General features: G+C 42.1%; 17 protein-coding genes. 2 read left to right on the top strand and 15 right to left on the bottom strand.

Translation table 11 applies throughout. The features are described 5' to 3' along the window. Positions 1-122 precede the first annotated feature (122 nt). The 9 genes from RMY32_RS24290 to RMY32_RS24250 all read right to left on the bottom strand — a co-directional run bounded on the left by RMY32_RS24290 (position 123) and on the right by RMY32_RS24250 (position 7,960). Positions 123-662 carry a YqeG family HAD IIIA-type phosphatase gene (locus RMY32_RS24290; protein WP_322700613.1) on the bottom strand — a complete coding sequence of 180 codons (540 nt, stop codon included), beginning with the start codon at positions 660-662 and terminating at the stop codon, positions 123-125. A gap of 53 nt (positions 663-715) precedes the next feature. Next, a complete protein-coding gene (locus RMY32_RS24285) occupies positions 716-1,342 on the bottom strand; it encodes a hypothetical protein (RefSeq protein WP_322714061.1) in 627 nt (208 codons plus the stop codon). A 227-nt stretch (positions 1,343-1,569) separates the two neighbouring features. Beyond that, entirely contained in the window at positions 1,570-2,142 is a 573-nt protein-coding gene (locus RMY32_RS24280) for a DUF3727 domain-containing protein (RefSeq protein WP_322682818.1), read from the bottom strand. Positions 2,143-2,285: 143 nt separating this feature from the next. After that, entirely contained in the window at positions 2,286-2,783 is a 498-nt protein-coding gene (ruvX, locus tag RMY32_RS24275) for a Holliday junction resolvase RuvX (RefSeq protein WP_322714060.1), read from the bottom strand. After that, positions 2,764-4,020, bottom strand: coding sequence for a GNAT family N-acetyltransferase (locus tag RMY32_RS24270; RefSeq protein ID WP_322714059.1), 1,257 nt, complete (start codon positions 4,018-4,020; stop codon positions 2,764-2,766). The genes ruvX and RMY32_RS24270 overlap by 20 nt, the downstream gene beginning before the upstream one ends. Positions 4,021-4,228: 208 nt before the next feature. Further along, positions 4,229-4,435: a hypothetical protein gene (locus RMY32_RS24265; RefSeq protein ID WP_322690484.1), complete on the bottom strand. Its 207-nt coding sequence runs from the start codon at positions 4,433-4,435 to the stop codon at positions 4,229-4,231. 125 nt (positions 4,436-4,560) lie between these two features. Then, on the bottom strand, positions 4,561-5,052 hold the full coding sequence (locus tag RMY32_RS24260) for a hypothetical protein (RefSeq protein ID WP_322682820.1): 492 nt from the start codon (positions 5,050-5,052) through the stop codon (positions 4,561-4,563). 139 nt (positions 5,053-5,191) lie between these two features. Further along, entirely contained in the window at positions 5,192-7,330 is a 2,139-nt protein-coding gene (locus RMY32_RS24255) for a pentapeptide repeat-containing protein (RefSeq protein ID WP_322714058.1), read from the bottom strand. Between the two features lie 291 nt (positions 7,331-7,621). Next, positions 7,622-7,960, bottom strand: coding sequence for a hypothetical protein (locus RMY32_RS24250; protein WP_322675433.1), 339 nt, complete (start codon positions 7,958-7,960; stop codon positions 7,622-7,624). Between the two features lie 299 nt (positions 7,961-8,259). Between RMY32_RS24250 and RMY32_RS24245 the strand changes: the two genes are divergently transcribed. Then, positions 8,260-8,691, top strand: a complete 432-nt coding sequence (locus tag RMY32_RS24245) for a hypothetical protein (protein ID WP_322714057.1) — start codon at positions 8,260-8,262, stop codon at positions 8,689-8,691. Between the two features lie 153 nt (positions 8,692-8,844). Here the strand turns inward: RMY32_RS24245 and RMY32_RS24240 are convergent, their stop codons facing one another. The 6 genes from RMY32_RS24240 to petB form a co-directional block, all read right to left on the bottom strand. Further along, on the bottom strand, positions 8,845-9,216 hold the full coding sequence (locus tag RMY32_RS24240) for a hypothetical protein (RefSeq protein WP_322714056.1): 372 nt from the start codon (positions 9,214-9,216) through the stop codon (positions 8,845-8,847). A 77-nt stretch (positions 9,217-9,293) separates the two neighbouring features. Continuing rightward, positions 9,294-10,475, bottom strand: a complete 1,182-nt coding sequence (locus tag RMY32_RS24235) for a glycosyltransferase family 4 protein (protein ID WP_322714055.1) — start codon at positions 10,473-10,475, stop codon at positions 9,294-9,296. Between the two features lie 10 nt (positions 10,476-10,485). Next, positions 10,486-11,475: a GDP-mannose 4,6-dehydratase gene (locus RMY32_RS24230; RefSeq protein WP_322714054.1), complete on the bottom strand. Its 990-nt coding sequence runs from the start codon at positions 11,473-11,475 to the stop codon at positions 10,486-10,488. 522 nt (positions 11,476-11,997) lie between these two features. Next, positions 11,998-12,447 carry an anti-sigma regulatory factor gene (locus RMY32_RS24225; protein WP_322714053.1) on the bottom strand — a complete coding sequence of 150 codons (450 nt, stop codon included), beginning with the start codon at positions 12,445-12,447 and terminating at the stop codon, positions 11,998-12,000. Between the two features lie 689 nt (positions 12,448-13,136). After that, positions 13,137-13,619: a cytochrome b6-f complex subunit IV gene (petD, locus tag RMY32_RS24220; RefSeq protein WP_069068452.1), complete on the bottom strand. Its 483-nt coding sequence runs from the start codon at positions 13,617-13,619 to the stop codon at positions 13,137-13,139. A 255-nt stretch (positions 13,620-13,874) separates the two neighbouring features. Continuing rightward, complete coding sequence (petB, locus tag RMY32_RS24215; RefSeq protein ID WP_322675438.1) at positions 13,875-14,522, bottom strand: cytochrome b6; 648 nt, start codon at positions 14,520-14,522, stop codon at positions 13,875-13,877. Positions 14,523-14,930: 408 nt separating this feature from the next. Between petB and ctpA the strand changes: the two genes are divergently transcribed. Further along, positions 14,931-16,178 (top strand): carboxyl-terminal processing protease CtpA, encoded by a 1,248-nt coding sequence (ctpA, locus tag RMY32_RS24210; protein ID WP_322714052.1) that lies wholly within the window; start codon positions 14,931-14,933, stop codon positions 16,176-16,178. The last annotated feature ends 102 nt before the right edge of the window (positions 16,179-16,280 follow it).

Below are 16,280 nucleotides of genomic sequence, written 5' to 3'. Positions count from 1 at the left end.
ACTTAGTATGAGTTAGGGTCTTTTTTGGCTGACCCCATGTTATTAATACTTATGATCCCCGATTTTTTGCTTCCAGTAAGATTCCTTAATTATTTCTTTAGATTTACTTTCCTGACGATTTTTCAACTTTTGTGAATCTTCTTTTTCTTGGGTGTAATAGAGGCTCCCAGAATTTCAGATATCCAAACTTCAAAGTTGCGGACGGGATGAGAGCGCAAAGCCGCATCGGCATGAACAATCGGTTCCACTAAAATGGTAAACATTCCCAAACGATTACCTGCTAAAACATCGGTAAATAAGCGATCGCCTACCATCCCCACTTGATGCACTGGTAGATCCATTCCCCTCAGTGCGGCTCGAATTTTGCGTCGGGAAGGCTTGGCTGCACCTAAGTAGTAAGGTAAATTGAGTGATCGCGCAATTCCACCAATTCGTGCTTCACTGAGGTTATTACTCACCAAGCACAGTGCAGTACAGGTACGGATTTGCTCTACCCACTCTCGTAGTTCTGGGGAAGCTATCCCGACTGTAAAGGGTACTAAAGTTTCATCTACATCCAATACCAGCCCTTTAAGCCCGTATTTTTGGATAATATCTGGTGTTAGGTTTAACACTGAACCCTCTAAAATCAAATCAGGCTGTAAAAGATTGTTCCAGAACATAGTCAACAGTCAAATGTAGATAGCTAAGACAAATGAGCATAACCCAATATAGTTTAGTTAGTCGAACTCCATCCTGGAATCTCTCCCTGAACATTTTGAAATAAAATCCCTAAAATCTGATCTATTTCTTTGATGTAATAATTACTCAAATCAATAAATATATTGTTTTCTTCTAACTTTAAAAATTTCCAAATATCGCCTGTTGTTACCGCACCATAAATTTTTCTGATTTCATTTCCTTCTTGTTGATTAAACAATTGGGCTGCCAACATTGCGGCTGCACATTGACCTAATCCACCTTTAATATTTTCATTTTTGGCTTCAATAATAACCACCACTGGCACATTAATTGTTAGCTGCTCTTTAGAACGACTGATGATAAAGTCACAGTATCCATTTAGACCTTTTTCTGCATCGACATTAAAATCTGTTCCCGAAAATAAGCTAATTGGATAACTCGCTCTGCGTCTTATCTCCAACAATATCGGAGTGATAATCATTTCTGAACGAGCTTTGTCAGTATTAATTGCTAAAGCCAGTTCTGTAGTTTCTTCTAAAGAATTTTTGAGTTTCTGACTTGCCTGTAAAGGTTGTATGTCAGCACATAAATCAGTTTCTTCATCAATGCGGATGCTGAATGACTTTTTAAATTTACTTAATGTAAAATCGCTATAAGTCATTTTCAGCACCTCATACCAATTTTAGATTTAGATAATGGAATTGAAAATCACGACCAAAATGCTTGTTTCATAATTTTAAACAATACTAATTGTCCCAATTTAGTGTCAATGTTTCATAGCTTCCACATTTTATGGGACATGGTAAAAGGTTTAGGTAGATTTTAATTACAATGAAAATTCTCAATGAAAAATTCAAAATGCAATATTTTCATTTTGAATTTTTCATCTTATTCCACTTCATTAAAAAGATGTTCTTCTAACAGAGGTTGTACTTTCCGAAACTCCTCTGGAGAAAGTAATTCCGGCTCACCTGTTTTTGTTATCCGTGCAAAAAACAACAGGGGATCCAGGGGTGTATAAATTGCATACTCCTGATCTTCCTCATAAAAGCTAGCAAGTAGCTGTAATTGCTCAGGCTCTAAATCTGCCTCTTCGTCTTCGATTTCTAAGGTGAAGAGTTCTGATTCTTCAACTGGTGGTAAATCACCTGCTACTGTCAGAGCATAGGCTGTGTTCTTCAGTACCAAGTTCTGCTCAGATAGTACAGCTTGGGCATTAGCAAAAATTTGCTCAATGATGGTGTCATCTTCTACCAGAACCGCTTCTTCTTCCTCACCATCACCTTCCCAAGAAAAAATTTCTACAGGTGAGTCTACAGGAAGAAGCAAAACGTATTCTTGTCCATCTACCTCTAGGGAATGCTCTATATAACAGTCGAGCGATCGCCCTTTGTCATCGGTTAAAGTGATGGAACCCGCATGAGCGTTATCATTTTCTTCAGGAAATGGAGAGGAAAACATAGCCGAAATGTAGAAATTTAATAAATACCAGCAAGTTTGAAAATCGTTTAACTATAGTAAATGACATATCATGTCAAACAAATAGCTTTATACGTAGATACAACTGCTGGCTAATCGTTTTCAGAATATCATGTTAAAAGGTATCAATATTCAATAGCCGCAACTGAGCTAAGAGAGTTAGCACGTTTAACATCCAGCCATTGTTGCAAAATTAAAGCGGCTGCTTTGCGGTCAATCAAACCTTTATGGCGTGATGGAGAGCGGTTTTCAGCTATCAGCAGTTGCTCTGCTTGAAATGAAGTTAATCGCTCATCCATATATTCCACAGGCAAGTTTAGTGCTTTAGCAAGTCTTTTAGTAAATTTCTGAACTTGACGAGCCTGAAATCCTAGTGAGCCATCCATTGAATAAGGTAAGCCCATAACTAGAATTTGCACCTCACGTTCATTAACGATTTGTCGGATTTGCTCGACATCCTGCTCAAAAGATGTGCGCTCAATTGTAGTGATACCCGTGGCAATTAAACCCGTGCGATCGCATCCAGCCACACCAATCCGCTTGCGACCAAAATCTAGTCCCAAGGCGGAAATAAAGGGTTTTGGTTGCTCTTGGGATATCACACTAATTCTCCTGCTGTCCATCTGCTGATTCAGTAATCGGCGATGTTTCTATGCCAGGGTTTTTTACCGGAAAGTTAATCGGTTCTGGCTTGATTGGCAGTGGTTTATCTGAGGATGGCAGCTTCCCTGGTTGTATCCATGACATTCCACCTGGTATAGGTTTACGAGTTGGTTGTAAACCTTGCAGCATATCAGTCCATTGGATTCCTTCTAAGGAGACGAATTTCGACTCTCGTAGCTTGTGCCACACAGAGCGAGACATCACTAATGTATGTTCTATGCGTTTTGCTCCAATTCGCTCCAAATATTCTTCTCGCTCTGCCTGATAGTCTGAGGAGGCTAGTTGTAACCCTTGCTGGGGAAAATCTTGGGCAATACGAGCCAGTTGAGATAGTAATTCTGGATAAAGCCAGGTGTAAGCAGGATGAACTGTCAGCGTTGCGGCATGGGGAACTTCACCCTTGCGATCGAGTTGCACCTGAAAATAGCCGATCGCAGCTTTGCGTTGCGGTTCAAATACGTAACCACTGACTACTTCTGTTTTGGTCAGCCATTGCTTCACTGCATCAGTTAAAGCGCCAAACAAACTGGTTTTAAAGTCGCGGGTATTGCGGTCAAAAACCTGACGTACCAAAGGTGGCATCGATGCCGTATCTAATTGATATAGCAACTGGGCATCAGCATTACTTATAGGCAAGAGGTTGGGCAAGTCTGGCTCTGCTTGTGCCAATTCAGCCAGTAATTCTGGCCCAATTTCCCAGTATGTCATTTCTGCTAGACGCTGGAATCCATTTTGTCGATATAATGCCAGCGCCTCTATGTCATTGATATTAACTTCCAGTAACCAAGTCCGAGCTTCCAGAATCGATTCAAAGCAATGACGCAAAAGTGGCGAACCAATTCCTTGTTTATCAACACCACGCTCTAGCAACACTCGATCGATTCGCCAAGTGCTACGTGTGCGGTTAAAGGGTGACACTTGAATCATTCCTAAAAGTATCCGCCCTTGCTCTGCAACAAAAGCACAAAGGCGATACTGTAGCGGGTTAGGAAACCAACTTAAAAATTTGAGTAATCCATACCAGCGACGCAGCCTTTGCATCTGGCTGATGGCAAAACCTGCTCCCTTCGGAGTAAAGGCTGCTAATGACTCTTGAGTTATGCGCTCAATTCCGTCCAGATCCCGATATTGGACTGGTCGGATAATAACGCTGAGGTTTCTAGGAAGTAATGAAGTCATTTTTATTCGAGCCGCCATTTAGCCTTAACTAACTGCTCTTCAAAGGAAGGAACTGCTGCAATAATCTTAACTAGTTTCTGCTCTCTACTATTGTGCCAAAAGGGTGATTTTAGTAACTTAATACTTAAAAAGCAGAAAAAGCAGACCTTGTGAGAACACCATTGGCATTGACCCAACAACATCTGCCCTTATTTTATTTGAATTTTGATTAAAATTTGTATATATTTTATAACCCTTGCCGAGAAACTAGCTTTTCAAAGTTGGCTTGGGTTTGATGGAGTAATTGGTGGCGACTATCTACCAGTGTTTGCTTCAGCGTTGGAACAAGATTACGAGCTTGCAGAGTCATGTGAAGTTGCAAGTTGGCAACATATTCACTGAAATCTTGATTCATTTCATCTGCGCCCGCATCCGTTAATAAATTTGATTCCATTGCCACTGTGTTCTCCTGTGTTAATCCTATGCTGTCTCTCTTCATGACCAAAAACTATCACGTTGTTTGGACTAACTTCTTAATTTGCAATGAAGTTTAACGCTTATAGCAGGATAGCATGTCCCTTAAAATCTTAAACCAACGCCACCTTGTACGGAGATAGCTGTACCACTGCTATCTCGGTAAGCATCAAAAGCAATAATGGCATTGCCAAAAAGGACAGTATTGCTATTTGGGATCATATAATCAATACCCGGTTGTAAAGCAAAACTAATTTTGTCGCCTACAGGAGAAGAATCACCACCACCAGCTAAAACTAATCCCGCACCCAGGTAGGCATCAGCTTGCCAGTTGAGGGGGATATCGTAAGAAACCGTTGGTACAACAGCCGTATTATTACCAATTAACACTTGAGCGCGGAGTGAAATTGGTGCTTCCAAAAGCTTGTAGCGCCCCGCGATTACTCCCCCCAATTGGATACCATCGGTAAAACCAACAGTGGGGCCAATACCAATATAACTGCCATAAGCTACTTGAGCTTGTGCTGGTTTCGTACTCGCCAGACTCAAGACCAAACCAGCCCCCAAAACTGAAACCAAAGATGGAATATACTTCATAACCAACTCCTCACACCAATTTGTCATTAGTCATTGGGCATGGGGCATGGGGCATTGGGCATAGGTTATTCTCCTTGTCCCCTTTTCCCCTTGTCTCCTCATCCTCCCCTGCTCCCTGCCCCCTGCTCCCTTTCTCATTCTACGGGCAACGGGGATGAATCCCTCCTTGAGTACAAATGTATGCTAATTGCTTGGCATCTAAATTTTTGGCTTGAGAAAAATCAACCCCTTGGACTACGGCAGATACTGAGCCTAAATCTGGGGTTTGGACAAATTGATCTGCTGGATCTTGTTTGCTAGGAGCGAGAATTGCTCCTTTAAAATCTGCTCCAGCAACATTTGCCCCTCGTAAATCTGCAAGACTCAGGTCAGCATTTTGCAAGTTAACGTTTTCCATTTGGGCAGAACGTAAAACAGCACCAGTTAAACGAGTAGCGCTGAAGTTAGCATTGCTGAGGTTAGCACGATCCAAATAAGCTCCTGATAAATCTGCCCCTTGCCAATCAGTGTTAATTAAGTTGGCAAAAGATAATTGCGTGCCGATCGCAGTGGCGCGACCTAAACGCGCTGCATACAGATTAGCTTCGTTCAATTTGGCATCGCCTAAATCAGCCCCAGTCAAGCTAGCTTTTTCCAAAACTGCGTTTCGCAGATCGGCTCCTACTAGTTGGGTGCTGTTGAGTTTAGCATCATATAGACGCGCGTTGGATAAGTTGGCTCTGTTAAGAGTGGCACGACTCAAATCGATGCGGTTCATCAAGACGCGACTGAGGTTAGCATCAGTGAGATTAGCTTGCTGCAACTGAGCTTGGCTTAAATCAGCCATTACATCGTCGTAGGTATCCCAGCGTCCATCTTCACCTACACTCCGAAAGCGGGTACCCTTAAAGCTGGCTTGGTTAAGATTTGCAGATTTAAACCTAACTCCTGATAAATCAAGATTGTCCAGTACCAAGTTGAAGAAGGAACTTCCTGGAGTACCGCTTTGACCTAATTGGGTTCTACTAAGGTCAACACCGTCGATTTTTTTACCGCTATAAACAGAGAGAATCTTGTTGATTGTTCGTTGGTTTCTTTGTAACCGACCTTGGCGTAATTCGCGCTCTTTGGTTGCAGTGCTACCTACAGATTCCAGTTCGCTCACCAAAAACTGATTCTTATTTTTAAGTTCCGGGATGGCTTGGGGCCCGACAGTTGTCAAAGCTTGTTGAATTGTATCCAGAAGGCTGGGGTCAGTTTCGCTAACTAATAAATCCGCCAGAAATTTAATGGATTGTGGGTCATTAAGACCACCCATAGCCAGAATTGCACTTTGGCGTTGCTCATTAGTCGCCCCAGAGTTGGGAGTCAATTGTTTGACAAGTTCGAGGAATTGTTGGCTGTTGATTTGCTTGGTTGCTCGCTGGGATTGTTGAATTTGGATATAAACTTGAGTGCCGATTAAAGTTGCCAGCACAGCAGTCATACTCGTCAGGCCTACCCCGAACAAAGTCAGATTGGGATTTTGCTGTATCCGCCGCCACAAATTAGGTGACTGGCTGGTTTGATCTGCCGCTAATTCTTCTCCCTCTTGCCATTCTGCTTCTTCATTACCGTCAGCAGACTGAGCTTGTTTGTTGCTAGCTAAGATTGCATCGATTGTATAAGTACCTGCGAGTCGATCGTGGAGTGCGCGACGCCCTTGACGTGACGGTAAGCCAATCCCTTCACCCACAATCATTAATAAAGACAAAAATGTGAATAATCCTAAATTGGGAAAAGCAAAGCTGTAGCGCCACAGTAGATAGGCAATGGAAATGGGTACAGTCCAACGTCCAACTCCTTCTCTGATCGCAACTGCCCCCAATCCGGGCGGCTTCCCTTGCTCGTTGACAACCCGCACTTTTAACCAACGTTTAGGAATTGTGCTACCAGTCTTAGCTAATAAATACAATTGCCACCAAGAGAGAGTTACAGGCGCTAACAAGGCGATTGTCCACAAAATATTAGTCGGCCATGCAACGTTACGGATGCCATAGCTCACAGGTAGAGCTAAAGGTCTGGCGATCGCTCTTTCTGTGACTACCAGCACGGGGTTAAGCGGCACTCGGTTCAGATCGCTTCTAGAATTGGCATAGACACCAATGCCGAAGGGAATCAACCCACTAGTCACCACTAGTGTGATTTCAGCCGCCCAAGCAGCAAAACGCCTACTTCCTAGCAGTAACGAATTGGCTCTTTCCGATTTTTTTGACTGACCAGATTGATTACTAGTTCTTCTGACAATTGGTGAGGTCATTGTATAATTTCCTTTGATATTATTTCTACGCCGCGATCGGCATAATTAAAATAGACTAAGCTCGTCAGCAAAAAGAAAAGCATATTGAAATAGGATTTAGGAGTTATGCAGCAGAATTTTGGAGTCTAAATGGGCTGCCCTAACAGAAATCAAATAGGCTTTATACCTAGTTTTGACACTTAGCTTGTGTACTTCAACTTCCTGGAAATCCTCTGTAAGTCAGAAGCCGTTTTTATTTCGGCTCCTGACTTTCATAACTTTGGGCAGAGTGCAAAGTAAATGCATATCAACTTATTGCTTACGTTGAAAGCTACCAGACACAAAAATTTTGTATCCAACATACACTAACACTGCCAAAAGTGCCAGACTGATTACAGATGCAACTAGTTTAAACACTGCTTGCAGTATCGCCAAGCCTACTAGCACCGTCACACCTGAAACTACCAGCTTTTTTGCTCCAGATAAGCTGTTGAACCAAATCTGAAATCGCTCCAGTTGCAAGTTGAAGCTGGCAAAAACAGACTGAGGCGTTTGTTTTTGTTCTTGTGAAACCACCCCAGGCGGGGAATTAATCTCTGCGTCTAGCTGATTGAGACGACGCTGTAAGTCTTCTTCTGGTTGAGGATTCATCAATCTTTCCTAACTCATTAGCATACTTATTCAACAATAGACTAACCAAATTCTATTTTTGGTGGTTGTCTTTGTGATTTTAGCTAATGTCTGTGGATGCAAGACCTTTCAGACATCAATTGTAGAGACGTTGCAATGCAACCTCTCTACATACACCTATCAAATCTTCACAAATAATCCTGAACTAACTAGTATTACTTTATACGGCAGCTTTTGGAACCAAGAGGAATTGCTGTCGTCTACATAGATCGGACTGTATAACAATATTGCTCTAAAAAAAATCTGGAGCATTAATTAAAATGAAGACTCTGAGGCTACTTGCAATTATTCCCACAGCTTTGGCGATAAGTTTGGCTTTCACTGAGGCTAATTTGGCACAGACACCAACAATTCAAATTGGTCGAAATTTACAACCAGATCCACTGGTTTTGAAGGGAAAGTCTGGGGGAGCTGTCAAAAGTAATTGTGGCAATATTACCACTGAACCTAGTCAAGTGATCCAAGTTACAGAGTCACTACCTTATTTGCGATTAACAGTAGAGAGTCAAGGAAAGCCGACACTCCTGATCGACGGGCCTGGAGGGCGCTTTTGTGTATTAGCAGATAGTTACTCTGGAGGTAAGTCAGAACTTTCTGGTTATTGGCAGGCAGGAAAATACTCGCTGTATGTGGGCGAACTATCCCAGCAACAGTTTACTTACAACCTCTCAATCTCACAAAAAAATAAATAATCATTAGTCATTAGCAAAGGACAAATGACTAATGACCAAAATAGACTCATGATACAAGCCCCTAAATTTATTTATGGGGATAAGAATTTTGAATGCGTGAATTTTGAATTTTGAATTCCCCGTTCGCGTAGCGTCCCGTAGGGAAGGGGTTGACTATTCTTCCAGTGATTTAGCGGGAACTTCGACAGCAGTGACATCAATTGTGCCTTCTGGTGTAAAGCGCTGAAAACGACTATTTTGCACTAACAGTAATTCCTTACAGTTAGGACATTGCAACTGAGTGTTATTTAAACCTGTAAATTCATATCCACAGACGGGACATTGATCGGCAACCAAGTTGCGTTGCAGCCACCAACGAAAGCCAAAAAAAGCCACAATAGGTGCCAACAACAGTAACCCGAAAATAATTAGCAATGAATTAACTAACCAACCCAAACCCACTGATGCTAGCAGCCAAACAACTGCCAGCAGGGTGAGCCAAGGGCGGAGATTTAAAAGATTCAATTGAAATGACTTAAAGCTCATTTTTAATAAATTTCGTCCTGCTCTCCTTCTAGGATAGCGATTTTAGTCATTGGTCATTTGTCATTTGTCATTTAGACTCAAATGGACTTTATTACTGAGGATAGCAGCATTTTGTGTAAGTGCTGTTGAAAGGCATTTAGGCCAAACAGAGCGATCGCTTGTTCTCTTAGCCATTCTCCATCACATCGCTGGTCATTCCCTTGAAGCATTTCTATACAAGCTGCTGCTACAGCATCAGGATTGCGGTGTGGGACTCGCCATCCCAGTTTACCATCTTGCAAGGGGTCAGCGGAACCATCATCGTCACCAGATAACACCGGCACTCCACAAGCCATTGCTTCTAGATAAACTATGCCAAAGCCTTCTTGCGAAGGCATAATATAGGCGTCAGCAAGGCGATAATGTTCCATTAATTCTTCTGTGGCAACGAAACCAGCAAACACGACGCGATCGCTCACACCTAAATATGCAGCAAGTTTAGCTAATCGCGGTTGGTCATCGCCGCGACCAATTACCAAATATTTCACTTCTGGGAAAACTTCAGCGATTTGTGGTAATGCCCGAATGGTGACATCTACACCCTTGTAAATATCTCCTGACCATAACCGCGCTACTGTCATTAACACTTTCGCGCCAGTTAAGCCATACTTCTGGATTAATTCTGGTTGTTTGGAGCCAGGAGTAAATTTATCCGCATCAATTGCACAAGGCATCATCTGTACCATATTTGGGTTTAGACTATTGGCAGCACAAGCGCGATCCCGGCTGTAGCGACTAATTGTCCAAATTCTCTCTGCTGATATCAGGGCACGACGTTCTTGATTTTTCAACGGTTCCCAGACTTCTTTGCCGTAAGTTAGCACGGTGTAAGAAATCCCCAAGGGCTGGCAAAGTGTTTGAATTAAAACTGCTAAGTTAATGTGACCGCAGAAAACCTGCTGCGGACGGCTCTGCAACAGACATTTCAGTAAAGCTGCTGCCATTTGCAATCTCCCCAAATAGGGAGACTGATTTTTAAAGTAATGAAATTTTAAGTTATCGTCTTCAAACGGATTTAAGCTATCAGCACTATCTCGCAGCAAAAATACTTCTGCTTTGTAGTCTTGACCCAATTCCAAATAGGCGCGGAAAATATCTTTTATATACGATTGAATACCACCTTCATGAGCAAAAATTTCTAAAAACACGAAGATATGGTTAGTTTGTTTATTAACTTTATTACCTAAATTCAGGTTTTTTGTCACTGTAGTGATTTGCATTTTAGATTATTTACACTTGCGGTAAGGGCGCGATGGCACCGCTTTGTAACCGCTCTAAATCTGTTTTTACCATTTTTTCTAAAAGTTCCTCAAAGCTTACTTGGGGTTCCCAGCCGAGGTTTCTTTTAGCTTTGCTGGGGTTAGCTACTAGTTGAAAATGCTCATCTTGTCGCAACAAGCTAGTATTTAAAACTACATACTGCTTCCAATCTAAGCCGACAGACTCAAAGGCTGTGGCAACTAAATCTCTCACACTGTGTAGTTTACCAGTGCCAATCACATATTCTTCTGGTTCATCAACTTGTAACATTAGCCACATTGCCTCTACATAATCACCTGCAAAGCCCCAATCACGTTTGGCATCCAGATTACCCATTTCTAAGGTGTCAGTTAAACCCAATTTAATTGATGCAGCTGCCAAAGAAACTTTGCGTGTGACAAACCCAGGTGCGCGTAGAGGAGACTCGTGATTATATAAAATTCCGCTACAGGCAAATAGTCCATAGCGCTGTCTATGATGCACCATCGTCCAGTGAGCGTGCATTTTAGCCGCAGCATAAGGATTTTTGGGACGAAAAGCGGTTTCTTCATCTTGAGGCGAGAGGAATACATCGCCAAACATTTCTGAACTACTAGCTTGATAAAATCTGGTAGACAAACCAACTTTTCGTACTGCTTCCAAGAGCCTAGTAGCTGTACCAGTTATTAAATCTAAAGTTCCTAATGGGTCGTTCCAGGAGTCGGGTACAAAACTGGGAGCCGCCAAATTGTAAATCTCTTGAGGACGCAGTTGTTCAACTGCGGTCAACAGTGCCGCATTATCCCTCAAGTCAACCGTAAAAATTTCTACCTGATTTGCCAGTATTCCCAGTTTTGTCAAATTAGGTTGTCGATCTGGGGGTACTAATCCGACAACTCGATAACCTCGATTGAGGAGCAAATGGCTGAGATAGTAGCCATCTTGACCAGTAATTCCGGTAATTAGGGCTGTCTTAGTCATATTTTGTCCCCTATTGTGTCTATCTCTTTAAGCACGAAATTGGCACTTGTTGGAGAACAAACATTAAGACTCTCAACACTGCTGACAAATCTTAACAAGGGAGCTAGTGTAACTCGAATGCTATTTTTACTATATTCACTAGTTCTTTTTATACAAAAATCTTATTTGGTATTTTACAAAAAAATCATAATGAATAAGCAATTTCACTGAAAAAACATATTACTCCTATTCAAATAATTTTGAAAAAGAAGTATACTTTTATCAATCAAATAACTATGTATTTCAACAGGAACTGCTCTATTTTCAAGTGAGTGGCTCAATTTTGAGCAAAGTTTTTGTTAGCTTGGTGATGACTATAGGAGAAGTTTTCTTTTCTGACTCCTAAGTAGGATCGACCTAGTAAGAGAGTGTTGTAGAGAAAACAAGTCCTCGAATTTTCTCGGTACTTCTTCCCTACACTTTGCTTATACTCACAAGCCAAAATTGACATCAGAATTATTCTTTCCTTTAGCTTTAACTATTTCACTGTGACTTTTGTGCTTCTACAGAGTACTTGACAATGAGTAGGCAATTTCTACCATCCGCACCACGTTCGTATACAACCTTGTCAGCCAACCGCCGGAGGAGAAACCATCCATACCCACCTACTTGCAGAGTACCTGGGGCTGGCTCTGCGATCGCATCAGGATTGAAAGGTTTTCCATAATCCCAAATTCTAATCTCTAGTCGGTCAATCCACAGATAAACGTTAATTTCAATGATTGTTTCTGGGGGTAAAGCATGATGAGCGTGACGAACAGCGTTGGTAAAGCCTTCTGCTAATGCTAAATTGAGGCGATCGAGTTGGGTTTTTGACCAGCCAAGTTGAGACAAGTGTTGCAGACAAAATTGCTCAAACCATTCTTGCACCTGGTTTAAGAGCCTGAGTTCGCTCTTAACCGTCAGATGGTCTTGCTGCACTATACTAAGCATTCACTGTGAGTTGAATATAAGTAAACCCAAGTTGCTAGTTATTAAATTCTGCGCTGTTGGCAAAATTTCTCTGACATAAAAAAATCTAAATTGACATATTCTATGTACCAAAATACAAAACATCAATGATTTTGGCATTGACGAGGGTTGTAACTAGCAACTTACGTTAAGTAAGTAAGAAATGTTTGTATTTGTTGACTTTTGATGATTTGAGATTTTGGAATAGCTTTTCTATCCAAAACTGCAAATCCCAGAAGCAATCTGAACTATTGAAGAAGAATACAGAATAAAGAATTCAGAATCGGCTAAACCTTAGCTATCCGCTAACAGAAGGAAATCAGTGAGGGATACACTGGGGGATTTGGCTACAGATCCAACACTATCATTGTTGACCGCTAAAAAAAGCATATTTAGTGGGGAACTTAAACCCATTTATGCAGACAGTATCTATAATACGCTATGCATAACTTGTTTTCCCGTAAGATACACGGACTCACTTTGGGTGGCGTTATCCGCTTTATCGTTCACAATTTAATTCTGTTAGCTCTCTTCGGGGCGTTTAACCCATTCTGGCTTCTGAATTCTGAATTCATTTCCTGTTAAAATTGACGCCTGTTGATTGTTTTCAAAAGCACATCTGCATCTGCTCTTGAAACTCACAGGCGTCAAAAAACTTTGTGGTGACTAATTTAGAATAGTCCCAAGGTCAAAGATTTATCCAATGGCAAAGCAGCACCAATACCTAGCCACAAGGTGACAAGGGTACCAAAGAGGAATACTGTGGTTGCGACTGGACGACGGAAGGGGTTTTGGAACTTATTCACGTTCTCAATAAAGGGAACGAGGATTAGACCTACTGGTACGGAACCCATTGCTAACACTCCTAAAAGTTTGTTAGGAAGCGATCGCAAAATTTGGAAAACTGGATACAAGTACCACTCTGGCAAAATTTCCAATGGTGTGGCGAAAGGATTTGCTGGTTCACCGGTCATTGCCGGATCTAGCACGGCTAGAGCCACAATTGCAGCGAAGGAACCCATGATCACAATTGGAAAGACGTAAAGTAAGTCATTTGGCCAAGCGGGTTCACCATAGTAGTTGTGACCCATGCCTTTAGCGAGTTTGGCTCTTAACTGAGGATCGCTCAGGTCAGGTTTTTTTTGTGTTGACATTTTGAAATGTGCTCTCCTGCTTAAGTTAAATTAAAGCATTTGTGAAAGCTATCAGCTACTAGGCAAGCAAAAGGCAGGAAACAGCGTTTCTATATCTACAGTCATCCGCCTGAAGTTTTCTATAGCTTTACGCTCCAGATACAAGTATTTGTTTTTTGGAACTTATGTGCAATTAATTTCTTGTGTTTCATAAGTTTAAAACAAACAAGCTCGATCTGAAAACTGACAAATGTTGCCTTTCGCTAATAGCTGAGATTACAAAGGCCCGGAAATGCCTTGCTTGCGGATCATCAAGAAGTGAAACAGCATGAATACTGCAATCAACCAAGGCAGTACAAATGTGTGTGCGCTGTAGTAACGAGTTAGTGTTGCTTGACCAACACTGGAACCGCCGCGCAATAGGTCGGAAATCAGAACTCCTACCACAGGAATTGCTTCTGGTACGCCGCTAACGATTTTCACAGCCCAGTAGCCAACTTGATCCCAAGGTAGAGAATAGCCGGTAACTCCGAAGGAAACGGTGATTACAGCAAGGATCACACCACTTACCCAGGTCAATTCGCGGGGCTTTTTGAAACCACCAGTGAGATAAACCCGGAAGACGTGCAAAATCATCATCAACACCATCATGCTGGCAGACCAGCGATGGATGGAGCGAATTAGCCAACCGAAGTTTACATCAGTCATGATGTACTGCACTGAGGAAAAAGCTTCAGTAACTGTTGGCCTGTAGTAGAACGTCATAGCAAATCCAGTAGCAAACTGGATGAGAAAGCAAACCAAGGTAATTCCACCCAGGCAGTAAAAGATATTGACGTGGGGAGGGACGTACTTGCTAGTAACGTCTTCGGCGAGTGCCTGAATTTCCAGGCGTTCCTCAAACCAGTCGTAAACGTTAGCCATACAATCTCAAGTTCCTAAAAGTCGGTTGCGGTTGATAAATCCCGAAGTTCTGAATCGGCAGAAGCCTTCGCTCAGACTTCTCTCCCAATTAATAATTTTGGGATTTTAGTAAAGAGGAGTTTTTTTTCTTTGCTTTTTAGCTTTGAGTGTGCTAATAGACTTCAGAAACTTTACACTCTGTAAAGATGGAATATATTGCGATCTCTTTACGCCCCTACACACAAAATGGTGGACACAAAGTAGATTTTATCCTTTGGTGAGTGGATACGATGCATCAGTTGACTGAACAACTTGATGAGAAAAATGCACCACTTCTATAAAAAAAGTAACATAATCGAGAGATAGATTTCATCAACAACAGAGGAAGTAGGCATTATCTAGGCAATTTGGGTTGAGGTGGAATTGATAATGGGGTTCATGAATAAACAAGTCTTTCGGGTTGGATTTTCATTGTTAATGGCGGTTTGCTTGGCGTTGGGTACGCTCACTCAGCCATCGCTGGCTTTGACTGGAGAACAAAAGCTGGTTTCGGAAGTTTGGCGAATTGTTAATCGTACTTATCTAGATGAGACATTTAATCATCAAAATTGGGCGGCTGTGCGGCAAAAGGTTCTGGAAAAACCACTGCCAGATTCAAATGCCAGTTATGAGGCAATTGGGAAGATGCTCAAGAGCCTCGACGATCCTTTTACCCGCTTTTTAGATCCAGAACAATACCGCAGCTTGCAGGTCAATACTTCTGGGGAACTGACTGGGGTAGGATTGCAAATTGCCTTGAATTCTGAGAATGGGAAGTTAGAAGTAGTGGCTCCCATCGCCGGTTCACCGGCGGATAAAGCGGGGATTCGACCACGCGATCGCATTCTCAAAATTGAAGGTGTTTCTACAGAAAATCTCACCCTTGATGAAGCTGCTACCAGAATGCGCGGGCCCAGTGGCAGCCTTGTGACTCTCGTAATCGAACGGGACGGAGAGGCAGAAACGGAAATTAGACTGACACGCGATCGCATTGCCCTTAACCCTGTGGTTTCAGATTTGCGTGTTTCTGCTGAGGGTACACCCATTGGCTACCTACGTCTTACACAATTTAATGCCAACGCTTCAACGGAATTGGCACACGCTATTTCTAGTCTAGAAAAAAAAGGCGCTGCTGCCTACATTCTAGATTTACGAAATAATCCTGGGGGATTATTGCAATCAGGAATTGAAATTGCTCGTCTCTGGTTAGATTCTGGCACTATTGTTTACACCGTTAACCGACAAGGTATTCAAGGTAGTTTTGAAGCCTTTGGGCCAGCTCTAACGAAAGATCCTCTGGTGATTTTGGTAAATCAAGGAACTGCCAGTGCCAGTGAGATTCTTGCTGGCGCACTCCAAGATAACGGTCGTGCCCAGTTGGTAGGCGAAACTACCTTTGGCAAGGGATTAATTCAATCCTTGTTTGAACTATCAGATGGTTCGGGTTTAGCAGTCACAATTGCTAAGTATGAAACTCCTGAACACCGAGATATTAACAAACTAGGTATTAAGCCAGATAAAGTTATTTCCCAACCAGCCATTAACCGCGAACAGATTGGTACTGAAGCGGATTTGCAATATCAAGCAGCGATGGAACTTTTGGTAAAAAACTCGGTGGTGGCTGCTGGAAAAGCGTAAAAAGTTTGGAGTTAGGAATTTGCTTTGTTCCCAGTCTCTGACTGGGAATGGCCGATTTCTAAGGTCGCAATCTTGTCAGTCCTTTTTCGTTTATGCCAACAA

The organism is Nostoc sp. ChiSLP03a, from assembly GCF_034531215.2.
In the GTDB taxonomy this organism is placed as follows: domain Bacteria; phylum Cyanobacteriota; class Cyanobacteriia; order Cyanobacteriales; family Nostocaceae; genus Nostoc.
This window is presented reverse-complemented; position numbering and strand designations above follow the sequence as displayed.